Origin of the sequence: Anabaena sp. CCY 9402-a (genome assembly GCF_963920945.1) — a bacterium.
Classification (GTDB): Bacteria; Cyanobacteriota; Cyanobacteriia; order Cyanobacteriales; family Nostocaceae; genus Trichormus; species Trichormus minutissimus.
In genome coordinates, this window is the sequence record NZ_CAWUDL010000014.1 from 1 (window position 1) to 23563 (window position 23563).

Here is a 23563-nt window from a genome sequence, read left to right on the forward strand (position 1 = left end):
TAGCCTTCAACTTGAGTGGCTTTTACCTTCATATGTTTAACCCGAACTCAGGTTACTTAAGCACACATAAATCTTTAGTTTGAAAAAATGCAAAAACACACTCATTAGCATCTGTAATATCTAACTTTATTGAATTACTTTATTTTACATTTAGAACTGATTTGCAAAGGAAATCTTAAGGACGCTCAACTCTTTACTAGGCTTTAATTTCAGCGAATAAGTGCTTGATTAACTCAGATTCCTGAAACCTTTACAAGGTGAGGATTTCACTTTAGTTTACAAATTAGTTCTAATTAAAGCTAGTTATAATAATAAAAAATAGAAAACACACTGAATTTGAAGATTAATGTTTCTTTGTCAATGTTAATGCTATTTAGTTTTTCACAAACTTTATTTGACAAACAATACATTCTGAAGAGAATCTAGCCTTACTTTTGACTTAAGCAAACTATTGAGTTGTGATTAAACTGGTGCTTTTCCTTGAGTTTCTTTTTTGCCGTACTTGCGCTTTAATACAGCCATGCCTACACTACCTATACCAAGACCAAGTATAGTAATAGGTTCGGGTACAGGATTTGGAGGAGCAGGATTAAATTGAAGTGTATCAATCGAAATTCCAGAGTTTATATTTAGCTCAATGGTATCAAATAAAATGTCCTTAAATCCTATAAAACCAGAACCAGGATTGAAGGGAATACTTCGGGTAAAAGTCTCAACTAAAGTACCGTTTACGCCACCTAACCATGCCTTAACAGTTAATGCTGCATTTTGATCAACAGCAGCAAAAGCAGCATCTGTAACAGGATTGAGGAAGGAAATAACTCTAGAAGTACCAGGAAAGGGGCTACGTATAGCACCTCCAGAGAAACCGATAGAACCAGACTGCCCGAATGTAGCATTGTCCCATAAAAAGTTATTACTGAATGTTACACCATAGGATGCAAATTGGTTTGTTATTACTTGGTTTTGTAGATTACCAAGCTCATCAAAGTTAATAACATTAGTTGGATTAGTTAGCCCGACTGGTTCTCCTGTAATTGCTATTGCTTCAGCTTTATTTACCCCTATACCCAGGAGAACCAGTACCATTCCAGTAGTAGCTATTGACCTATTTACATTAATCATCGTTTTATCTATTCCTCAAAAATAGGTTTTGACTTTTGATGTTGCGAACAATAGCATGACTCTCTAGTGCTTAGGAACAGTTTTTCTTTTATCTTAAAGAAAATTTATTTTTAGAAAGATTTAATACCTTCGAGGAGGGGTTGTACGGAGAGGTGCTAGCGATCGCACTGAAGTTTGTATTTTTGATTTTGGTGAGTGGTTGGTAGTAGAATTTTTCCGTGGAAGAGGTAGTGAAACGCGCTTGTTGGAGAATAACTTGAGAAATCAGCAAATTCTTTTTGGTGATTCTCCACTATCTGTTAAAAAAATTCGCTGTTTAGGTGGTGATAAGCACGATCACGTTTATCTTTGGCAATTCTTTTGTCGCCAATGGCTAACAACTAGTGGAATTAGACCCAACACTGCTACTGAAACTTACAGAAATCCTAACGCAGATAAATTGAGAGAGAGAGAAGATAAGCTTGAAATGTGGAACAGAGAAGTTGTAAAACTAGAACAGGAAGCCAAATACTACTGTAATAGGATTAGTTTTTGAATCAGGTTTATCCTTGGGTATATTGGATTACACCATAGTGACTTACTTGCTAGCCGATCGCATAGATCATAAATTCCCCAGAATGTAGCACCTACACGTTAAGCTGGATTAGGGTAGCAATTTGTTGCACTTTTTAGATTAAACTGACTATCCCTGCTACTTTTAAATTTTCCCTGCTTGAGAAACCTGGAATGCTAGACCAAATTTTTGATTACCTGCACTTTCATCTCAGCATTGAAGCCTCTATAGTCCTGCTGATACTGATACTTTTAGAAGCAGTGCTATCTGCTGACAATGCGATCGCGCTTGCCGCCATAGCCCAAGGACTAGAAGATAAAAAACTGGAACGTCAGGCACTCAACATTGGTTTAGTCTTTGCCTATGTGCTGCGAATCACCTTACTGTTGACTGCCACTGAGATCCAAAAATTCTGGCAATTTGAACTGTTGGGTGCTGTATACCTCCTATGGTTGGTATTCCAACACTTTTCTTCAGCAGAAACAAAAGACGACCATCACCACGGGCCGCGTTTTAGCTCATTGTGGCGAGCAATACCAGTAATTGCTTTTACTGACTTAGCATTTTCTTTAGATAGCGTCACAACTGCGATCGCAGTATCTCAAGAAAAGTGGCTAGTGCTAACGGGAACAACCATAGGTATTATTACTCTACGCTTCATGGCTGGCTTATTTATCCGTTGGTTAGATGAATTTGAGAACCTAGAAGATGCCGGATATATCACAGTTTCGTTGGTGGGTTTACGCCTGTTATTGAAGGTAGTAAACGATGATTTTGTCCCACCAGAATGGGTAATGATTACTGCGATCGGTTTAATTTTCGCTTGGGGATTCTCTAAACGTACTCTCATTGAAGTACCCCAAGTTGAACCAGAAAAAAGTGAAGTAACGAAGTGAGGGAATTGGAGACCAGGAATTTTAGATTTTAGATTATTCAATCTAAAATCTAAAATCTAAAATTGCAAATCCAAAATTAACAAGCTGGGGACTGGAAGGTAGAAGTTTTTCTCTGTCTCTACTCCCAACTCCCAACTCCCGACTCCCGACTCAGAACTCAGCACTCAAAACTCAGAACTCAGCACTCAGCACTCAATCACTCGTGCAACCAAGGTGTTAAATGAGGTTGCCAATTGACTAATTCTGCATCCGTGAACCACAAGCTAACTTCCCGTACAGCAGTTTCCGGTGCATCAGAACCGTGGATCAGGTTACGACCGATATTAATCCCAAAATCGCCCCGAATTGTTCCTGGTTCTGCGGTTAGGGGATTTGTCGCACCAATCATTTTTCTTGCAGCAGCAATCACACCATCGCCTTCCCAAACCATTGCCACCACTGGGCCAGAAGTGATAAATTCAACTAGACTGGGAAAAAATGGTCTTTCGCGGTGGACATCATAGTGTTTTTGGGCCAATTCCTGACTGACTTTTAAAAACTTCAAACCAACAAGGGTAAAACCTTTGGTTTCAAAGCGACGGATAATTTCGCCTACCAGTCCACGTTGTACGCCATCAGGCTTAATTGCTAAGAATGTGCGTTCCAAAGTTATCTCCCAAAACTTAATAAAATTTTTATTTAGTCAAAAGTCCATAGTCAAAAGTCGATAGTCTACAAGTTTTTGCTATTGACCATTGACCACTGACGTTGACCAATCAGAGTTTATCTCAGAAATTATCTCTGAGTGCATATACGTTACCAAATGAATGCGTTAAATTGTTTATTCGTGGGTGAAACACAGAGGTCAGACATGGGTGTTGAATCAACTGCTACATCAGACGAGGTGGTAAAAGTACCGTCCAACGGCAACAAACTCGAAGGAAAAGGTCACAAACAGAAAAAGCTGTTACCACCAAGTACAGGAGATGTATCTCGCGCTTGGAAAATTGAGGATAGCGAAGATTTATATCGGATTGAAGGTTGGGGAAAACCTTATTTTTCGATTAATGCGGCTGGTCATGTGACTGTTTCTCCCAAAGGTGATCGCGGGGGTTCTCTGGATTTGTTTGAACTCGTCAACGCCTTGAAACAGCGTAATTTGGGGCTTCCCCTACTGATTCGCTTTTCAGATATTTTGGAAGACCGGATTGAACGGTTAAATGCTTGTTTTGCGAAAGCGATCGCCCGTTATAATTACCCTGGTGTATATCGTGGCGTGTTTCCTGTCAAGTGTAATCAGCAACGTCATTTGATCGAAGATTTAGTCAGATTTGGCAAACCCCATCAGTTTGGTTTAGAAGCCGGTTCTAAACCAGAATTGATGATTGCCTTAGCTTTATTGGATACCCCAGGCGCACTGCTCGTTTGCAACGGCTACAAAGACCGGGAATACATCGAAACGGCGATGTTGTCCCAAAGACTAGGACAAACACCTATTATCGTCTTAGAACAGGTGGAAGAGGTCGATTTGGTGATTGCTGCTAGCCACCAATTGGGAATTAAACCAATTTTGGGTGTACGCGCCAAATTAAGCACCCAAGGAATGGGACGCTGGGGTACATCTACAGGCGATCGCGCTAAGTTTGGGCTGACGATTCCCGAAATTATCCAAGCGGTTGACAAGTTGCGCGATGCGGATTTACTCAGTTCTTTGCAGTTATTGCATTTCCATATCGGCTCGCAAATTTCCGCTATTAACGTCATTAAAGATGCCATCCAAGAAGCTAGCCGCATCTATGTGGAACTAGCAGATCAAGGTGCAGATATGAAATATCTTGATGTTGGTGGTGGCTTGGGTGTAGATTATGACGGTTCTCAAACCAACTTCTACGCCTCGAAAAACTACAATATGCAGAACTATGCTAACGACATCGTAGCAGAGTTAAAAGATACCTGTGCAGAACGTCAGATACCTGTACCTACACTGATTAGTGAAAGTGGTCGGGCGATTTCTTCCCATCAGTCGGTACTAATTTTTGATGTTCTTAGTACCAGCGATGTCCCCCTCGATTTACCAGAACCGTTTCAGGAAGGCGAATCCCCAGTGATTAATTATCTGTGGGAAACCTACCAATCAATTAACAAAGAGAACTATCAAGAGTTCTATCACGACGCAACCCAATTTAAAGAAGAAGCTATCAGCCGCTTTAATTTGGGAATTTTGCGCCTCCGGGAACGAGCTAAAGCCGAACGCCTATACTGGGCTTGCTGTCAAAAAATTCTGAACATTATCAGACAGCATGATTACGTACCCGATGAATTGGAAGACCTAGAGAAAATCATGGCTTCCATCTACTATATCAATCTCTCAGTGTTCCAATCAGCACCAGATTGTTGGGCGATCGATCAGCTATTCCCAATTATGCCCATTCATCGTCTAGACGAAGAACCAACACAACGCGGAATTTTAGCAGACCTCACCTGTGATAGCGACGGCAAAATCGACCGTTTTATTGACTTGCGTGATGTCAAATCAGTTTTAGAGTTGCACACTTTCCAACCAGGAGAACCCTACTATCTGGGAATGTTCCTCAATGGAGCTTACCAAGAAATCATGGGCAATTTACACAACCTCTTTGGCGACACCAACGCAGTTCATATTCAATTGACACCCAAAGGCTACCAAATCGAACACGTAGTCAAAGGCGACACGATGAGCGAAGTAGTTGGCTACGTGCAGTATGACTCCGAGGATTTGGTAGAAAATATCCGCCAGCGTTGTGAAAAAGCCTTAGAAGAAAAGCGCATTACTCTAGCTGAATCTCAAAGACTATTGCAAACCTATGAGCAAAGTCTCAGAAGATACACATATCTGAATAGCTAGGATTTGGGGATTGGGGCAGAAAAAAGTCAAAAGTCAAAAGTCAAAAGTCAAAAATTCTTGAATTTTGAATTGGTTTGTCCCCATTCCCCATTTCCTAACTCACATTTGTTCCCAGCAACTCCTCAATCGCTTGGCGTTCTACGGGAGTGTGTTCTGGTGGTGCTTGTCGTGCATCCGTAATCAACCAATCTAGAGAAGCAGCTTGCACATCAATAGCTGATCCGGTTTTATCTACGCAGTAACGCCCAAACACCAACTTATCAACCAATCTCACTCCAGCACCCAAGCGTGACCATTCAAAGATGACGCTGTTATCGACTGTTGCGCCACTGCATATCCAACAGTTGGGGCCAATCATCGCCGGGCCAACGATTTTTGCACCATCTTCTATTCTGGTCATACCACCAATGTAAACAGGGCCTGTGATATCTACCTTGTCCCAATTCACAGCCACATTTAAACCAGTGTAGATACCAGGAGCAACTTCGTGACCAGGGATTTGCACATTTTTGATTTCACCTGATAACACCCCACGAATTGCCCTCCAGTAGTCTGGAACTTTACCGATATCCACCCATTCAAAGTCCATAGGAATGGCATAGAAGGGCGCACCTATTTCTACTAGTTTGGGAAATAATTGACCACCAATGTCATATTCCACACCAGAAGGGATGTATTTAAAGACTTCTGGCTCAAAAATGTAAATACCTGTGTTGATATTAGTGCTAAGTGCCTCCTCTACTGAGGGTTTTTCTTGGAAGGCTTTGACACGGCTATCTTCATCAGTAACTACGACACCGTAACTAGGAACTTCCTCTTTGGGAACAGATTTGGTGATGATAGTCGCAATTGATCCTTTGGATTTATGCCACTTAACAGCTTCAGTCAAATCTAGGTCAATTAAAGCGTCACCGCACAAAACTACAAAGGTGTCATCAAAAAATGGGGAAAAATCTTGGATGCGCCGCATCCCTCCCGCCGAACCAATAGCTTCCCCTACCAGCTTACCGTCATCGTCGATTTTCCCTTCAAAAGAATAGGCAATCTGTACGCCAAACCGTTGACCATCACGGAAATAGTTTTCAATTTCCTCAGCCAAATGGCTGACGTTGACCATAATCTCGTCAAATCCATGTTGGCGGAGAAGTTCCAGTAAAAATTCCATCACTGGCTTTTGCAGGATAGGAATCATCGGTTTGGGAATCGTATAGGTAATCGGACGGACACGAGTACCTTTACCTGCTGCGAGAATCATCGCTTTCATAAAAGTTTATTCCTCAACCACCAGCCAGTTTACTTTCATTGAATGATACTTAATCATCAGTTTTTATGTCTGCTCTAAGTAACAGTTGATTAACCTCTGTCAACAGGGATAACAGGAATCTACTGATTAATGCAAGCAGAGGTACGGACAAATGACAAGCGATCGCTTACCTTTTTAAGATAATCGGATTTTAGCTTTGACTGAAGCCGTCGTCTGTAGATTCCCGGAATTTCAATGGCTACTCCCAATAGTGACAGGTGTTAGTCCAAATCAAAAAATATCCCCTATCTAGGGTGCTTCAGTCAGAGAAAACCTGGAAATACCCAGGAATTATTCGTACTGACGCACCCTAATAACAGCCAGTTTAGGAATAATTTATTTTTTGGTGTTCCCTTAGCTGTGATCTGTAATTAACCTAATTTTAATATCTTGGTAAAACTCTTCCTGAAACAGCTCTACTTTGGATTGAGCCGATAGCAGCAGCAAAGCCCAGAAAACACTAACTAAATTGCTATTTTCTGATTCATGGTGCGAGCTATTTTGAGGTGCTGGCTTGGTCTGAGTCCATAATTGTACTAGTTGTTCTAAATCTAAGTAATTTTGCTCTAAAAGTAACTCTTGTGCGGAAGAGAGCAATACTTGTTCTAATTCACCAGCTACCTCCGTTAAATTTTCTTGGTGCGCTAACTCCAGTGCCTCACGCATACTTTTGACACTGGGTTGGCGTTTAGCTCGGATAGGTTTACTAACTTTCTGCACCAGCTTGAGCTGGTTCGCCATGATTTGCAGTTGCTGGATTAACTCTTGCAGTGTCACGCGGCGTTTTGGTGGCGGCATTGCAGATGGACGACGGCGCAAATGTCGCTCTAACTGTAAACGATGACCTTGATGCAATAGTCCGTTTTCACTATCTAATAAGGTATCATCTATTACAGCTTCTAGTTCAACGGCTGCTGTTGACAATTGCATCAAAGTATTTGCTTTGAACAGAACGAGCATTGATGCCGATAAAAAAGCCTGTCCAGATTGAGACAAGTCAGCTTCGTACCCTCTAGCTGTTGTCTTTGGTGTCATCAGTTCCAAATAACGGTCAATCACCTCAATTACTTGGACATCCCAAGGATCTATGTCTCCTTGTTCTGCTTGCTCAATTAGGAGTGTAATTGTTTCTAATAGCTCGGAAGCATCCATGCTGATTTTTGATGGTGCAAGTTTTTACTTGAAGTATTTTGTTGACAACTATATAAGCACATAGTGTGGTGTAGAGAGAAAAATTATTATAATCTTATATTTTTATCCTCATTTTCACCAATCTAATAGAAATATGAGGAGATTTATCTTACTTAGGAAAGGTGTACATATAGTTCAATTCTTATCAAAAGAAAGATGATTTTTTCTCAATTATGAATTGAAATAAAAGTACACAATTTAATTTTATTTCATGAAGATAGGAATTCAATAATATGACGCTACTATCTATTGATGAATTAAAAACTCTTGTTGATAATTCCCAGACACCTTGCGTCTCTCTGTACATACCGATGCAAAAATTAGGTGCAGAGATCAGACAAAATCCCATTCGATTTAAAAATGTCATCCGTGAAGCTCAAGAACGTTTAGAAGCAATAGGAATGCGTTCTACAGAGGCGATAAACTTTCTGCAACCTGCAATGGAACTGGATCAGAATGATTTTTGGGAACACCAAGACCAGGGATTAGCCATCTTTATTTCCCCAGAAATATTTTGGCATTATTGTTTACCAATTGAATCGCCAGAGTTAGTAGTTGTTGGTAATAAATTTCACCTCAAGCCATTACTGCATTTAATTAATAGCGATCGCCAATTTTATCTCCTGACTTTGAGCCAACAAGATGTCCGCTTCTTTGAGGGCGACTACTATGACATTAGAGAAGTGGAAGTAGAAAATATGCCGAAAAATGTAGAAGAAGTGCTGCTCATGCAGGATAACTCAGAAAAAGGCGTACAGCACCGAATTGCCACATCAAGAGGGGGAACGGCTAATCCTTTTCAGCACCCTGGTCAATTTCACGGGGAGGGAAGTCCAGAGCAGGATAGACCTCAAGCTGGCATTTTACAATTTTGCTACGCCGTTGATCAGGCATTACATGACAAACTAAGAGATAAACAAGCACCTTTAATTGTGGCAGGGGTTGAGTATCTTCACCCACTTTATCAGCAGGCAAATACCTATCCCCATTTGCTGGAAGAGGGGATAACTGGTAATCACGAAGTGACAAACCTGGAAGAATTACACCATCAAGCTTGGCCAATTGTGTCACCGTTAGCGCAACAAAAACAGCAGGAAGAGATCGCACTTTATGAACAACTAGCTGGAGAAAATGTTGCTCAGGCCTCTGGTGACATCAAAGAAATTGTCCCAGCCGCCTATTATCAAAAGGTTGACACTTTGTTTGTATCTCTAGGACAACAAGTTTGGGGTAAGTTTGACCCCGATACCATGACTGTAGACTTACACCCCGAACCCCAGCCAGATGATGAGGATATGTTAGATTTTGCTGCTGTTCACACCTTCTTAAATGGTGGTCATGTTTACACCGTTGAGCCAGAAGAAATGCCAAATAATCAGCTAGTAGCAGCAATTTTCCGATATTGAAGCTCCCACTAATTGTCTTTAATTTTGAATTGTAGAGTTCGCGTAGCGTCCCGTAGGGAAGCGACTTGACGCGCTGTTGCTAATATTAAACGTTGTTCAGCACGAGCGATCGCTTGATATGTCCGCTCTACTGCTTCCGGTTCTACGGAAATAGAAGTAATGCCCAATTTTACCAGTTGATCAATCATTTCTGGATAGGTGGCTGGTGCTTGACCGCAGATGGAGCAAGGTATACCCGCATCTATTGACATTTGGATAAGTTGCGAAATTGCCGCCATCACCGCCGGATGACGTTCATTTAATACCCTTGTTAATTGTGCTTGTTCGCGGTCTACTCCCAACAATAATTGGGTGAGGTCATTTGTACCAATGGAAATACCTGCTACTCCTGCTTTGATATATTCTGGGAGCAAAAACAAGACGCTGGGGACTTCAGCCATGATCCACAATTGAAACTGGGGTATTTGGGTGAGGCCGATTTGCTCAACTTTTTGTTTACAGTAACTAAACTCAGCGACACTGCGAACAAAAGGTAAAATCAGGTGAATATTCCCATAGCCGGCTTTTTGGACATTGGCTATGGCAGTCAATTCTAAATCAAAAACGGCAGAATTTTGAACATAGCTAAATGTCCCGCGATCGCCTAAAACTGATTGCTGTGTAGATGGTAAATTAGTTGATGATAATTCGTGCGATCGCCAATCTAAGGAGCGATAAAAAACTGGTCTGGGGGCAAAAGCACGGGCGAATTGGGTAATTTGTTCAGTCAAATATGCTAATAATTCTGATTGCCTCCCCTCTATTACCCAAAGATGGGGATGTTCACCCTTGAGGAGTGAGATTAGCATGAGTTCTGAGCGTAATAATCCCACGCCATCCACAGGTAACTTTTGTACTTGCTCTATTAAACTAGTTTGGCTGAGATTAACCAACAGTTGGGTAGCAATCATTGGTAAGTGGGAAGTAACAACAGTTTGGGGTGAGGGTGTCAGGGGTTGTAGGGGTGTCTTTAGCTTTTGAGTTTCCCCCTCGCTGACTTCATCATCCCGCAGACGATACACCTCGCCGCGATCGCCATCCACAAGTAGACGTTCTCCATTGTGAATAATCACTGTTGCATCTGCTGCATTGACTACGGCGGGAATGCCCAATTCTCTAGCCAAAATCGCTGCATGACTAGTCATACCTCCCTCTGCTGTCACCAAACCCACGACCTGTTCCATCAGTGGCAACCAATCCGCCGTAATTTTTGGTACTACTAAAATTACTTTTTTGGGTAATTGTGCTGGTTTTAATTGGGGATTGACTACTACATGAGCATTTGCTGTTACCCGTCCCCCAGCTGCACCAACACCTTTAATGAACTGTAAATTGGGAATTGCTGATTTGGGGGTGCTAACTTGGGTGATGTAGAGACGGGGAACTGAGTTTTCTTCGGCAATTGTCCACTCAATCGTAAAGTTTTTGCCTAACTCACTGACAAGCTGATGCCCTAGGGTTATTACTTGTTGAAGTAATTCTTCTTGTAAAGCGTATTCTTGTTGTTGGGCTTCCTCAACTAAATAGACATTGGGGATACTGTGATCGATGGTTAAGACTGGTTGATCATGATTCAGGTGATAAGCCAGGATTTTGTTACCCAAATGCCTTTCTAAAATCACACCTGTTTCTTGTTGAATGTAGTAGGTATCTGGCAAAACTTCACCTTGAGCGATCGCATTTCCTAACCCCCAAGTTGCTTGGATAATCCATCCCGTAGCATTCACCTTCAGCAAACCGCTAGCGATCGCATTTCTGACCGGTTGGATGAGAATTCCTAAATTAACTTGTTGCAGGTTAATTCCCATGCGTCGCCAATATAGTAGGCTTTTGGCGCGAAACAGTTGACTCCAGATATTTTTTAGGGAGGAAGCGATCGCCACTTCATCACAGGGGCAAAAACTTGACTCCAGCAATCCGCCAGTATTCCTCAACTTCGGCGTTGCTAGGGTTGGGCGTAATATTAAATACTCAGCTTGCCATTCTTTTGCTGATGTAAAAATGGTACTCACCCATTCTTGCGGTACATTTGCATTAATAATTTCCTGACGTAAACGACTAGCCACTTGCTGAAGTTGCCGCCAGTTACCTACATCCAAGTGCAAAGAAGAATTGGGTAAGTTAGCGACTAGTGACTCTGATGTGTTGAGAGTTTCTAAAAATAGCCGCAGCAATTCTTCTGGAACTACAAAACCAGGGACAACCGGGTAGCCACGCTGTCTGAGTCTACTCAAGTAAAACGCTTTATCACCTACCTTGGTGCGGTCTTGCAGTTTAATTTGGTCAAGCCAATAGAGTCTATCCACTCAATTTTTTTGATTGTCATTTGTTAGTTTACAGCTACAGCTATCCAACCTACTTAATATCTCCCAGGAAGAAGGACTGATAAATTAAGTGTAGTAATGTTACCAACTTCATATACTAATATACAAAGGACAGAGACAGGAGGTATGAACGCTTATTGCAGAATTGTTTTGCATTTCTCAACAAAGTAGATATTTCTGTCAAACTTTACTAGTGAATTGCCAATTAAATCTAATTCTATATTTATATGTGCTTGTATGGAATTTTTACCCAGATATAACTCTCCAAGAGTCATTCAAAGGAAAACTTTTTTTCTGTGTACAGATTTGATTCATAGATTATGCTAATAGAGTAAAGTTTTTTGGTGATCATAAAGTAGTGTAAGAATTCATCAATTAACCTAGAATACAGTCTCTCTTATTTTAGATATAGAAGTGTTAAACACTTACCACATTGAACCTCATGATTTGGTGAACATCATTTTCAGACTTTGTCTGGCTTTACTAAGTGGAGCAATTATTGGTTTAGAACGAGAAATTCAGCAAAAACCAGCCGGGTTAAGAACTCATATGTTGGTAAGTTTTGGTGCAGCTATATTTACTCTTATACCTCTGCAAATAACTACATCAGAAACTATCTCTGAAGTTCTTAGTCGAGTCATTCAAGGCATTGCAACTGGTGTAGGATTTCTAGGGGCTGGAGAAATTGTCAGCCAATCTTCTCAAGGATCAAACCGCGTAGAAATTCGCGGACTAACATCAGCAGCAGCCATTTGGGTATCAGCTGCATTGGGAATTGTAGCTGGATGTGGTTTGTGGCAGTTGAGTTTGATTGGTGGTATAATCACTTTTGCTATTTTGAACTTTTTCAAAAGATTGGAAAATAGTCATTAGTGACGCTTCTTTCTCCCTTATTTGCCTTTTTCCTCTATTCTTAGTTTAGTAAGCACAGTTTTCCTCTACTTTCTCTCTATTTGCTTCTCTTTAGAGACGCTACCGCGAACGGAACGCTGAGTGCAGCACGCCAACACGTAGCATCCCGTAGGGAAGTATGTCTCTCTATCTCCTTTCACTAATTAAATAATTCTAGTGCTTTAGCGAAAACGACTTCTTCTGTCCTTGTTTCAAGGATTGATTTAACTAAATAGATAAATTCATTATCTGTTTTAATATCATTTTCAATTGTCTTACTAGCTGCATAAAAACTAGCATCATAAATACTTAACTCATTGGTCATTCCTGTTTGTAATTGATAGTTTTTTCGATCCCATGAAAGTGATTTACCACGTAATGTAACTTGAAACCATAATATTTCATCATGTTCAAATTCAAAGAAAACATCAAAATACGGTTCTTCTCCTTGAAACCAAATCTTAGACTTACCTTCTTCGGAATTTTGTTTGAGGATTTTTTGTTCGATTTTTCTTAACGATGCGCCTAGTGATACAATTTCACTCTGATTGATTATAAGATTTGGTTCTTGCATATGCAATCTTTTGTGTAAAAGGAATATTTATTAGCAATAAAAATATTTTATTTGTTAATTGAATAAAATTTCATTTCTGAAGATCAGCAAATATTTACGCTGACTTACTTATTTTCCCTGCTTGTACGCAAATAACTTGAGAAGAATTCAACCACTGAGAGTCAAAAGAACTCAAGTGAGTGGTAGTAATTAAGGTTTGAAAGCGGTCTTGAATCGCATCAAGCAATTGATTTTGGCGGGAAGGATCTAGTTCAGCTAGAACATCATCAAGTAAAAGTAATGGTGGCTCTTTGATAACTTCTTCAATTAGTTGCAATTCTGCTAGTTTTAATGCTAGTACGAGTGTTCGCTGCTGACCCTGAGAACCGTATTGACGAGCCGGAGTTTGATTGATTGTTAATTCTACTTCATCACGATGAGGGCCTACCAGGGTAGTATTTCGGTGTAGTTCAGCAACGGCTCGCTGCTGTATTTTGGTTAAAAAAGCTTGCTGTACTTCTTCGGGATGGGTTTGGATTAAGGGAACATTAGGGGCGTATGTAATTTGTAAAACTTCTGTACTACCACTAATGCTAGAGTGCCAAGCAGCAGCCAGGGGAGCAAGTCTTTGTAGAGCGCGATCGCGTCTTCTAATTACCCTTGTCCCTGTGATGGCTAATTGTGCATCCCAAAGGGCGAGTTCTGAGTTGTGAGTGCTGGGTGCTGAGTCTTGTAACTTTTTTAATAGGGCGTTACGTTGGCGCAACACATGGTTATATTGCTGCAAAATGTGAACATAAACCGGTTCTAGCTGAATTAACAGCGTATCTAACCAATTGCGCCGGACTTCAGGACTACCACGGACTAATTCTAAATCCAAACTGGAAAACTGGACGGCATTGAGTACGCCCAAAAAGTCCATTTGTCGCCGCAAAGTCTCCCCATTTAATGCCACACTCCGGCGACCGTTGCGACGGAGAGTTAAACTTAAGTCACTTACGCCATTTTGTCGTTCGACAGTGGCACTAATTTTAGCTACTGGTTCACCCTCTTGGACGAAATCGCGATCGCGTCCCATGCGATGCGATCGCAATGTTGCCAATAACTCCACTGCTTCCAACAAATTAGACTTTCCCTGGGCGTTATTACCTACCAAAATTGTTTTAGCAGCAGTAAATTCCACTTCTTGGTCTTGGTAGTTGCGAAAATGCCGGAGGTGTAGGGTTTTTAGGTACATAATCAGGAATTAGGAATGGGGCAGAAAAAAGTCCAAAGTCAAAAGTTAAAAAATTATTTCTTGTCTCCTTTACCGTTCTGCTTCTTTCCTGTCCCCTGTCACCTGTCACCTGTTCCCTTGTATTCCTCTTCTACACAGTCTTTTTGCCCATAAAGCGGAAGAAGAGTTTCTCCATTTCAATCCAGACAAACATTAAGGCACTAAAACCAAAACAAATCGCCAACTCTGTGGGGGGTAGCCATTGAGTGCCAAAGAATGCTCGCAGGGGTGGAACATAAACCAGCATTAGTTGCAAAATCGTGGTGACAATTACAGCCCCTAATACAAATAGATTAGAGAAGGGATTCATTTCTATGGTTAGGCGATTATTTGAGCGAATGGCTATAGCATGACCCATCTGAGCTAGACATAAAGTCGTGAATACCATTGTTTTCCAACGCTCAGGGTCAAGTCCTCCCTCTGTGTAGGCTCTGGCATGATGGTATGCCCACTGCATCAAAATAATTGTGATGATGGCGAAAACAATCCCAATCCGAATCATATAAGAACCCAAACCCCTAGAAAAAATACTTTCACGGGGACTGAAGGGGGGACGTTTCATTACATCGGGTTCTGGTGGTTCTACTGCTAAGGCTAAAGCAGGTAAACCGTCTGTCACCAAATTCATCCACAAAATTTGTAAAGGTGTAAGTGGAACACCGCCCAACCCTAAAAGTGGTGCGGCGGCGATGGTGAGAACTTCCCCAATGTTACTGCCGAGGATGTATTTAATAAAACGGCGGATGTTGGTGTAAACTACCCTACCTTCCTCTGTGGCAGCGACGATAGTAGCAAAGTTGTCATCCAGTAGCACCATATCACTGGCTTCTTTACTGACATCAGTACCAGTAATACCCATCGCAATCCCGATATCAGCTTGTTTTAAAGCGGGGGCATCGTTCACACCATCCCCTGTCATGGCAACAAATCTACCCCGGCGTTGCAGTGCTTGCACAATCCGCAGTTTATGTTCTGGGGCTACCCTGGCATAAATGCTTACTAGGTCAACTTGCTCTTCTAGTTCCTGGTCACTCATGCGTTGCAATTCTTGACCAGTGAGAACTCTGTCACCTTCTTGAGCAATACCCAAATCCGTGGCGATCGCTCGTGCAGTTAGTTGATGGTCGCCAGTAATCATCACCGGACGAATCCCAGCTTCCCGGCACTCTTGGACTGCGGCTCTCACCTCTGGACGAGGTGCGTCTAGCATTCCTACTAAGCCCAACCACACCAAGTTCTGCTCTGAGGTTTCATCAGAACCTTCTGGCGGCACTTCTCCCAGGGGTTTGTAGGCAAAACCTAACACCCGTAGACCTTTGCTCGCCATTTGGTCATTTTGAGCCAAAATTTGACTACGTTGCTCTTCACTGAGTGGTGCTGAGTTTGTACTTATATAAATCTCACTGCAACGCGCCAAGATTAATTCTGGTGAACCTTTGGTAAACATGATGTAAGGTTCACCATTGATCAACCCGGCAAGTTTTGGATCAACATCTGTGAAAGACTGTTCCCCTGTTCCTATTTTCTCTACCTGAGTAATCACGCTCATGCGCTTGCGTTCTGAGGTAAAAGGAAATTCACTCACACGGGGTAATTTACTATGCCATTGGTCTTTTTCAATGCCAACTTTCCCCGCCAGGGTGACTAAAGCTCCCTCTGTAGGGTCGCCTAAAATCGCCCATTCCCCTTGTTCTTTTTGCAGCACTGAGTCATTACAAACAGCACAAGCCACTAGTAAAGCCGAGATGGCAGGATACTCATCTGGGACAATGGCATTATCTGGTTCACCATCTAAGTAAAACTCACCTACAGGGGCATAACCTTCTCCTGTGACTCGAAAGTTAGTGAGATTGGTGTAAATTGATTGCACCACCATTTTGTTCTGAGTCAGTGTCCCGGTTTTATCAGAACAAATAGTAGTGACAGATCCTAAAGTTTCCACCGCCGGCAGTTTGCGAATTAAGGCATGGCGGCGGATCATGCGCTGAGTTCCTAGTGCCAAAGTCACGGTAATCACGGCTGGTAGACCTTCCGGCACAACAGCCACCGCCATACTCAAAGAAACTTCTAACAAGTCTTGTAAATTGCTGAAACCTCTAGCTTGAATAATACCGCCGATCACAACGATCGCCACCAGCACTAAAGAACCCGTCACCAGCACATTACCCAGTTGGGTCATGCGTTGCTGTAAGGGGGTAGGTTCACTCTCTACCGACTGCAACATCACAGCAATTTTACCCAATTCGGTAGTCATGCCAGTATTAGTTACTAGCACCTTACCGCGCCCTTGGACGACTTCCGTACCTTGAAAAACTAAATTAATGCGATCGCCTAAAGATGTTTCTTCTGGTAGTTGTATAGTTGCTTGTTTATTCACAGCTTCTGCTTCGCCAGTCAGTGCTGACTCCCGCACCTGTAAATTTGCTTGTTCAATCAAGCGTCCATCGGCGGATATCTGCACCCCAGCTTCAATCAGCATCACATCGCCTGGAACTACATCCTTGGCTGCGACATCCAGCAGTTTGCCATTGCGGATGACTCGCACTAAGGGAGAAGCCATTTTTTTCAATGCGGCGAGGGCTTTTTCCGCACGGCTTTCTTGAACGTAGCCCAAAATACCATTAAGAATCACAATCGCTAAAATAGCGATCGTATCTTTAAATGGCACTTCTCCAGGCTTGAGCTGATTAGTTTGCCAAGCTATAAAATCTAAAAACCCAGAAATGAAAGCCACCGCAATCAGCATCAACAACATAATGTTCTTGAACTGATCGAGCAAAATTTCCCAGGCGTTGCGGCCTCCATGTTCTTCTAGTTCGTTGGGGCCATATTTTTGCAACCTCTGTTCAATTTCTTCGGTTGTTAAGCCACTGTCTGGATGACTATCCAGCAGGTCTAGTGCTTTATCAACTTCCAAACTATGCCAAATGGCGACACCTTCTCCTGACGGAGACACTGGGCGAACAGGCAAAGAATTACCAGACATTGTGTAAGTCACAGGAAATGGTTACAGAATTCGATCATAATTTAGTGATGGCAGGAAAACCATCCACTAAAGTTACATTACAACTATTGCCAAGCTGTATAAGTATGATATTGGATTCTCAGCAAGCATTAATTTTTTTGTGCGCAACATATGTATTATTCCCTAGGTAAGAGTTTTTTAGACAACATTTTAACCCATAATTATGACCGACCTAAACGATGAAGGGAAGGTGACAGGTGACAGGAATTAACTTTCTTTGACCCAATCCCCAATTCTCATTTCCCAATCCCCAATTCCAGTTAAAGATATGCCACAATTAATTCTAGGTGTGCTAAACCGTTGACAAATATGCTTAATATGAGTTTTGCACCCACTAGTTTGACAGCTAGCCAAATGTTTGGGCAAAGAACAATTCGACCATTGACTGCTGCCACATTATGTGGTATTGCGTTTCTCCAAGATAGACTAATTGCGATTGACACGATTAAAGGGCATTTATTAGAAATTGACCCTGTTACCGATAACAGTAGAATTCTCAACCCTCACCAAACGGAAGAATTTAGTGAGGTGACAGGTTTAGCTATCTGGGAAGATACCCTGTGGGTAACTCGTGGTAACAGTGTTTATGTATCCAAACTCCCGTCTTTGGCTTTAGAGCATTTTGCTACATTGCCCTATACTGCCGATGGTGTTGCTGTTTGGGATTCCACAGTCTATATTAGTTGCCAAAAACTCGGCTATATCTTGATTTATGACCGTGATAGTCGCAAAGAAATTACTAGATTCTATACTCCTGGGGTTGGGGTCGAGAATTTAACAGTCAATCGAGAAACCCTGTGGATTTGCGATCGCACTGAACAAACAGTTTACTCTATGGATCGAGCAACTGGGGAAGTCAGATTCAGCGTTTTAACCCCATTTGATTCGCCTACAGGCATAGCAGTACACCTAGACACTCAAACGGGCAAGGAAAGCATTTTTGTCGCCTATGCTTCGGAAGAGCCTTACATTCGGGATAATCCTAATGCTGATCCTAATCATGAATTAACATACCGCGATCGCACTTTTATTCACCCCCTGTATTATTATCAAGACCCAGATAAAAAATACGCCCTCTCTAATGGCTATCTGATTGAAATGTCCTACGCTGAGGAAATTGCCCCGTTAGAAGAGGTATATATACCTGATGTGGAATGGCGTATTGCCCTCCCCTCAGAAACCGAACGCCAAAAGGTGAAACACATCGAACCCATCGGTATCCCCTTCACAGAAGAAATCATTGATGGACAACGGGTAGCTGTATTTAAATTCGATTCCCTCGCCCCTGGCGAACGCCACATATTTGGCTGGAAAGCTCAAGTAGAAGTACGGGGTATCAAGTATCGTATCACACCTAAAGATGTGGAAGATATTCCTGAAGTATCACCAGAACTGCAAACTCGCTATCTGGTCGATAATGATGATTTAGCAATGGATACCCCCATTGTCCGGCGTTCTGCCCGTGATGCTATCGGTTCAGAAACAAATTTGCTGCGGAAAATGTACAGCATCCGCAACTACGTTTACGATGAATTATCCTATGGCATCAAACCCTACATTGATACGCCCGATATCGTTTTAGAAAGGGGTGTAGGTTCTTGTGGTGAGTATGTGGGTGTATTACTAGCACTGTGTCGTTTAAATGGCATTCCTTGCCGCACCGTCGGTAGATATAAATGCCCCCCCCACAGTGAACATCAAGGAGTACCCCTACAACCCGATTTTAATCATGTGTGGTTAGAATTCTATATACCAGGTATTGGCTGGTTGCCAATGGAATCTAATCCTGATGACTTGGGCAATAATGGCCCTTATCCCACACGCTTTTTCATGGGCTTATGTTGGTATCACATTGAAATTGGTAAGGGTATCTCTTTTGAGACATTAAGCAGTCAAGGGAAGAGGCTAACCAAGGAAGATATACCTATAGGTGATTTGGCGATTAATCATATTAGGTTTACAATTCTTCAAGAATTACCACCTTTCTAACAGTTAGCAGTTAGCAGTTATCAGTCACTGGATAACTGCTAACGTGAGTTCAATAGATTATGAATAACCGTTCTCCATAGCTTGCTTTCCTCTGGAGGTGTAAACTTACCTTATGCAACTCTATGAATTTGCTGTTTTGAGCCAGCCTTTTTTGTGTTGAGATAATAGACCAATACCTGCAATTAAACCCAATCCCAACACAGCAGATGCTTCAGGTACAGACTGAGCAGGATCGTACTCATACGTAACCTGGATATTCGCTTTAGCTAATGTATCTACAAAAGAACTGATGTTACCTGAACCTGTAACGGCTGAGTTCGCTAAAGCGGAGAACATAAAGTTCATATTACCACTGCCAACGAAGGACTGTAAAAACTGGCTATCAGTAGAAGCAAAAGTGCCAGATTGCGATGCCATTAGTCCTGGTACGATCTGTCCAGAAGTACCACCAAAATTATTTATGCCATCATATGCCGCAGTTTGGTAGCTAGAAACATTTTGCGGATTTAGTGTAAATAGAGACTGGTTGTTGAGACTTAAGTTGATATTACTGCCAAGTGTAACGGTTATTTGAGCCGGATTTGGGCTTCTGTTTTCAAAGCCAGCATCTCCTTTAATGTCAGCAGTAAAGTCTATGGTTACACTTTGCAGAGTGCCAAAAGACGAGTTAAATTGTTCAACACCAATAGATTGATTAATGATGTCAGTAAGTGCAAAGCTAGTGCTGGCTGTTTTTGTGAGGGAAGCAGCATTAGCAGAACCAGCACTGGCAATAATTCCTGCCAATGTGGTAGCAGCACCAAGTGCTTTAAAAAGTGTTGTTGTCATAAGTGGTAAATTTCTTAAAAAATGGTTTCCAGCAGGATTACTCACCTATTTCTAACTCTGGAACTTTATAAAAAGGCCTGTGAAATATACTTAATTTTTTGTAAAGATTTTACAAAAATTATTGAAGATAGAGGTAGTAGTGAGTGGGGAGCAGAAGAGAAAAATGACTACTGACCAAAGAAAAAAAGGATATACAAACCCCCAAATTTATTTATGGACACAAAAAAGTGCAAAGCAACATTAGTTCAAGCCCCTGGATTTATCCGGGGGGTCTTCAATGTTTAATTTTTAATTTTTAATTCCCCGTAGGGGTTGACCAATTCCTTGGTCTTGTAGGACAAGGTTCTGGCTACAATATTGCTATGTCTCAAACTTCTGCTTCTATAACTACTACCCGTCCCACATTCGTCTTGATAGACGGACACTCCCTAGCCTATCGTTCTTACTTTGCTTTTGCCAAAGGACGAGATGGTGGACTGCGTACTAAAACGGGGATTCCTACTAGTGTATGTTTTGGCTTTCTCAAGTCACTCTTGGAAGTCATGGATACACAACAGCCGCAAGCAATGGCTGTAGCTTTTGATTTGGGTTTACCCACTTTTCGCCACGAAGCTGACGATACCTATAAAGCTGGCCGTGCAGAAACGCCAGAGGATTTTATTTTAGACTTGAAAAATCTGCACGAGTTACTGCAAGGTTTCAATCTGCCAATTTACACCGCGCCTGGTTATGAAGCAGATGATGTGTTGGGAACATTGGCGCAGAAAGCCACAGCTGCTGGGTATAAGGTGAAAATTTTAACAGGCGATCGCGATTTATTTCAACTCATCGACCCCACCAAGGAAATTACTGTCTTAAATTTCAGCCCAGATGCGCTCAAGCGTTCAACAAATAGCATCACTGAATTCAGTACAGAACAAGTTAAAGAAAAACTCGGTATTCTACCTACACAAGTTGTTGATTTTAAAGCCTTATGTGGGGATAAATCAGATAATATTCCCGGTGTCAAGGGTATTGGGGAAAAAACCGCCGTTCAGTTACTAAATTCCTACGAGTCCCTAGATCAGATTTACGCAGCATTAGATAAAATTAAGGAAGCAATCCGGAAAAAACTAGTAGAAGACAAAGATAATGCGGAAAAATCGCGCTATTTAGCTAAAATAGTTGTAGATGTTCCCCTAGAAGTGAATCTGGAAGACTCCAAATTCAAAGGTTTTGATCATAGCCTTTTGACTCCCATCTTAGAAAAGTTAGAATTTCACTTCTATTTAAATAAAATCAACGAACTACAGCAAAAGTTTGGCGGACAAGTTGAGGAAATTACCACAGCATCGCCTACCACAGATGCAGAAGATGAAGATTTGTGGTTTTTCAGTGCTGATGACACAGCAAATGTTTCTCAACCCACTGATTCACCCATTCAACCGCGCATCATTAATACTGAAGCTAAACTAACAGAATTAATTCAGATATTACAGACATTCACTAACCCAGAAAATCCTGTAGCTTGGGACACGGAAACCAGTGATTTAGAACCAAGAGATGCTGAATTAGTAGGTATTGGCTGCTGCTGGGGAACTGCACCTGATGAATTAGCCTATATTCCCATTTCTCACAAAATAGGCGAAAATTTAGATAAGGATTTAGCACTCAAAGCACTACAACCAATTTTAGAAAGTGCTGATTATCCCAAAACTTTCCAAAATGGTAAATTTGACCGCTTAGTTTTTCGCACTCAAGGTATTAACTTAGCGGGCATTGTGTTTGACCCCATGTTGGCTAGTTATGTTTTAAATCCAGACACTAGCCATAATCTCACAGATTTAGGTTTACGTTATTTGGGAGTAATATTAACAAACTATGTTGATTTAGTTCCCAAAGGTAAAACCATTGCAGATATTAATATCTCTGCTGTAGCTCATTATTGTTGTTTGCAAGTTTATGCGACTTTGCAACTTGTGCCGAAAATGCGTGAGGAATTAGATAAAATTCCCGCTTTATCTCAACTATTAACAGATGTAGAACAACCGCTAGAACAAGTTTTAGCAACAGTAGAATATACTGGATTCCGCATTAATTCAGATTATTTAAAGGAACTTTCACAGCAACTAGAAATAGATTTAGCAAGATTACATGAACAAGCGACTGAGATAGCTGGGGAAAAATTTAATTTAGGTTCTCCTAAACAATTGAGTCATATATTATTTGAAAAATTAGGATTAAGTACCAAATATTCACGGAAAATTCAGACTGGTTACTCTACAGATGCAGCCACTCTAGAAAAACTGCAAGAAGTTGATGAAACTGGCTTCGTTAATGCTATTATTGAGTATCGTACTTTATCAAAATTAAAGTCTACTTATGTAGATGCTTTACCTGCATTAGTACGCCCAGATACCCACAGAGTACATACTAATTTTAATCAGACAGCAACATCAACCGGTAGACTATCTTCTTCTAATCCTAATTTACAAAATATCCCCATTCGGACGGCATTTAGTCGGCAAATTCGCAAAGCATTTTTACCCGAATCAGGTTGGTTAATGGTAGCTGCTGATTACTCTCAAATTGAGTTAAGAATTCTGGCACATTTAAGTCAAGAACCAGTTTTAGTAAAAGCCTATCAGCAGAATGAAGATATTCACACTGTAACGGCAAAGTTAGTCTTTGAAAAAGAAGATATTACAGCCGATGAACGCAGAGTAGCTAAAACTATTAATTTTGGTGTAATTTATGGCATGGGTTCGCTGAAATTTTCCCGTTCTACTGGAATTGATAAAAACGTAGCCAATGAATTTATTAAACGGTTTAACGATCGCTACCCGCAAGTTTTTGCTTATCTAGAAGGAGTGAAAAAACAAGCGATATCTCAAGGTTATGTCGAAACTATCCTCGGTCGTCGCCGCTATTTTGAGTTTACCACCAACAGTTTACGCAAACTCAAAGGTAGTAACCCAGCAGACATTGAGTTAAGTAAATTGAAAAATTTAGGTGCTTACGATGCAGGCTTACTACGTTCCGCCGCCAATGCGCCAATTCAAGGTTCGAGTGCAGATATCATCAAAATTGCAATGGTGCAAATCCATGAAGTTTTGCGAAACTATCAAGCACGGTTATTATTACAAGTTCATGATGAATTAGTCTTTGAAGTCCCTCCTGATGAGTGGGAAGAATTACAACCACAAATTAAATCAGTCATGGAAGGCGCAGTAAATTTGAGTGTCCCATTGTTAGTAGAAGTAAGAGCCGGTGAAAACTGGATGGAAACAAAGTAGAAGTAGGGTGTGTCTACTGGACTTGT

General features: G+C 41.4%; 16 protein-coding genes. 7 read left to right on the top strand and 9 right to left on the bottom strand.

Annotated elements, in window-relative coordinates; all coding sequences use genetic code 11:
* Positions 1-462: 462 nt before the first annotated feature.
* A complete protein-coding gene (locus ACM0OR_RS07085; protein WP_414575621.1) occupies positions 463-1125 on the bottom strand; it encodes a PEP-CTERM sorting domain-containing protein in 663 nt (220 codons plus the stop codon).
* Positions 1126-1324: 199 nt separating this feature from the next.
* Here ACM0OR_RS07085 and ACM0OR_RS07090 point away from each other — a divergent pair, with 199 nt between their 5' ends.
* Positions 1325-1660, top strand: coding sequence for a hypothetical protein (locus ACM0OR_RS07090; protein WP_414575622.1), 336 nt, complete (start codon positions 1325-1327; stop codon positions 1658-1660).
* A 191-nt stretch (positions 1661-1851) separates the two neighbouring features.
* Positions 1852-2574, top strand: coding sequence for a TerC family protein (locus ACM0OR_RS07095; protein WP_414575624.1), 723 nt, complete (start codon positions 1852-1854; stop codon positions 2572-2574).
* Positions 2575-2770: 196 nt separating this feature from the next.
* Here ACM0OR_RS07095 and ndk read toward each other — a convergent pair whose 3' ends face one another.
* A complete protein-coding gene (ndk, locus tag ACM0OR_RS07100) occupies positions 2771-3220 on the bottom strand; it encodes a nucleoside-diphosphate kinase (protein WP_323267250.1) in 450 nt (149 codons plus the stop codon).
* Positions 3221-3424: 204 nt separating this feature from the next.
* On the opposite strand from ndk, the gene speA reads away from it, so the two are divergent.
* Positions 3425-5437, top strand: a complete 2013-nt coding sequence (speA, locus tag ACM0OR_RS07105; protein WP_414575625.1) for a biosynthetic arginine decarboxylase — start codon at positions 3425-3427, stop codon at positions 5435-5437.
* Positions 5438-5531: 94 nt separating this feature from the next.
* Here the strand turns inward: speA and ACM0OR_RS07110 are convergent, their stop codons facing one another.
* Together ACM0OR_RS07110 and ACM0OR_RS07115 are read right to left on the bottom strand one after the other, a co-directional pair.
* Positions 5532-6701: a sugar phosphate nucleotidyltransferase gene (locus ACM0OR_RS07110; RefSeq protein ID WP_414575626.1), complete on the bottom strand. Its 1170-nt coding sequence runs from the start codon at positions 6699-6701 to the stop codon at positions 5532-5534.
* Between the two features lie 393 nt (positions 6702-7094).
* Entirely contained in the window at positions 7095-7892 is a 798-nt protein-coding gene (locus ACM0OR_RS07115; RefSeq protein WP_414575627.1) for a segregation/condensation protein A, read from the bottom strand.
* Between the two features lie 272 nt (positions 7893-8164).
* Here ACM0OR_RS07115 and ACM0OR_RS07120 point away from each other — a divergent pair, with 272 nt between their 5' ends.
* Positions 8165-9337: a hypothetical protein gene (locus ACM0OR_RS07120; RefSeq protein WP_414575628.1), complete on the top strand. Its 1173-nt coding sequence runs from the start codon at positions 8165-8167 to the stop codon at positions 9335-9337.
* An 8-nt stretch (positions 9338-9345) separates the two neighbouring features.
* Here the strand turns inward: ACM0OR_RS07120 and ACM0OR_RS07125 are convergent, their stop codons facing one another.
* Complete coding sequence (locus ACM0OR_RS07125) at positions 9346-11682, bottom strand: putative PEP-binding protein (protein WP_414575629.1); 2337 nt, start codon at positions 11680-11682, stop codon at positions 9346-9348.
* Positions 11683-12114: 432 nt separating this feature from the next.
* On the opposite strand from ACM0OR_RS07125, the gene ACM0OR_RS07130 reads away from it, so the two are divergent.
* Positions 12115-12573: an MgtC/SapB family protein gene (locus tag ACM0OR_RS07130; RefSeq protein ID WP_414575630.1), complete on the top strand. Its 459-nt coding sequence runs from the start codon at positions 12115-12117 to the stop codon at positions 12571-12573.
* Between the two features lie 178 nt (positions 12574-12751).
* Here the strand turns inward: ACM0OR_RS07130 and ACM0OR_RS07135 are convergent, their stop codons facing one another.
* From ACM0OR_RS07135 to ACM0OR_RS07145, 3 genes are all read right to left on the bottom strand, one after another.
* Positions 12752-13165 carry a hypothetical protein gene (locus ACM0OR_RS07135; protein ID WP_414575631.1) on the bottom strand — a complete coding sequence of 138 codons (414 nt, stop codon included), beginning with the start codon at positions 13163-13165 and terminating at the stop codon, positions 12752-12754.
* 94 nt (positions 13166-13259) lie between these two features.
* Positions 13260-14381 carry a DNA replication/repair protein RecF gene (gene recF / locus ACM0OR_RS07140; RefSeq protein WP_414575632.1) on the bottom strand — a complete coding sequence of 374 codons (1122 nt, stop codon included), beginning with the start codon at positions 14379-14381 and terminating at the stop codon, positions 13260-13262.
* Between the two features lie 130 nt (positions 14382-14511).
* Entirely contained in the window at positions 14512-17406 is a 2895-nt protein-coding gene (locus ACM0OR_RS07145; RefSeq protein ID WP_414575685.1) for a cation-translocating P-type ATPase, read from the bottom strand.
* Positions 17407-17763: 357 nt separating this feature from the next.
* Between ACM0OR_RS07145 and ACM0OR_RS07150 the strand changes: the two genes are divergently transcribed.
* On the top strand, positions 17764-19434 hold the full coding sequence (locus ACM0OR_RS07150) for a transglutaminase domain-containing protein (protein WP_414575633.1): 1671 nt from the start codon (positions 17764-17766) through the stop codon (positions 19432-19434).
* 120 nt (positions 19435-19554) lie between these two features.
* On the opposite strand, the gene ACM0OR_RS07155 is transcribed toward ACM0OR_RS07150, so the two are convergent.
* On the bottom strand, positions 19555-20262 hold the full coding sequence (locus tag ACM0OR_RS07155; protein ID WP_414575634.1) for a choice-of-anchor E domain-containing protein: 708 nt from the start codon (positions 20260-20262) through the stop codon (positions 19555-19557).
* A gap of 362 nt (positions 20263-20624) precedes the next feature.
* Between ACM0OR_RS07155 and polA the strand changes: the two genes are divergently transcribed.
* A complete protein-coding gene (gene polA, locus ACM0OR_RS07160) occupies positions 20625-23537 on the top strand; it encodes a DNA polymerase I (protein WP_414575635.1) in 2913 nt (970 codons plus the stop codon).
* The last annotated feature ends 26 nt before the right edge of the window (positions 23538-23563 follow it).

Excerpts from the sequence above, each read along its gene's own strand:
- ACM0OR_RS07135 (WP_414575631.1), bottom strand. The coding sequence starts at position 13,165 with ATGCAAGAACCAAATCTTATAATCAATCAGAGTGAAATTGTATCACTA.
- ACM0OR_RS07095 (WP_414575624.1), top strand. The coding sequence starts at position 1,852 with ATGCTAGACCAAATTTTTGATTACCTGCACTTTCATCTCAGCATTGAA.
- polA (WP_414575635.1), top strand. The coding sequence starts at position 20,625 with ATGTCTCAAACTTCTGCTTCTATAACTACTACCCGTCCCACATTCGTC.
- ACM0OR_RS07120 (WP_414575628.1), top strand. The coding sequence starts at position 8,165 with ATGACGCTACTATCTATTGATGAATTAAAAACTCTTGTTGATAATTCC.
- ACM0OR_RS07110 (WP_414575626.1), bottom strand. The coding sequence starts at position 6,701 with ATGAAAGCGATGATTCTCGCAGCAGGTAAAGGTACTCGTGTCCGTCCG.
- ACM0OR_RS07085 (WP_414575621.1), bottom strand. The coding sequence starts at position 1,125 with ATGATTAATGTAAATAGGTCAATAGCTACTACTGGAATGGTACTGGTT.
- speA (WP_414575625.1), top strand. The coding sequence starts at position 3,425 with ATGGGTGTTGAATCAACTGCTACATCAGACGAGGTGGTAAAAGTACCG.
- ACM0OR_RS07145 (WP_414575685.1), bottom strand. The coding sequence starts at position 17,406 with ATGTCTGGTAATTCTTTGCCTGTTCGCCCAGTGTCTCCGTCAGGAGAA.
- recF (WP_414575632.1), bottom strand. The coding sequence starts at position 14,381 with ATGTACCTAAAAACCCTACACCTCCGGCATTTTCGCAACTACCAAGAC.
- ACM0OR_RS07115 (WP_414575627.1), bottom strand. The coding sequence starts at position 7,892 with ATGGATGCTTCCGAGCTATTAGAAACAATTACACTCCTAATTGAGCAA.
- ACM0OR_RS07150 (WP_414575633.1), top strand. The coding sequence starts at position 17,764 with ATGAGTTTTGCACCCACTAGTTTGACAGCTAGCCAAATGTTTGGGCAA.
- ACM0OR_RS07155 (WP_414575634.1), bottom strand. The coding sequence starts at position 20,262 with ATGACAACAACACTTTTTAAAGCACTTGGTGCTGCTACCACATTGGCA.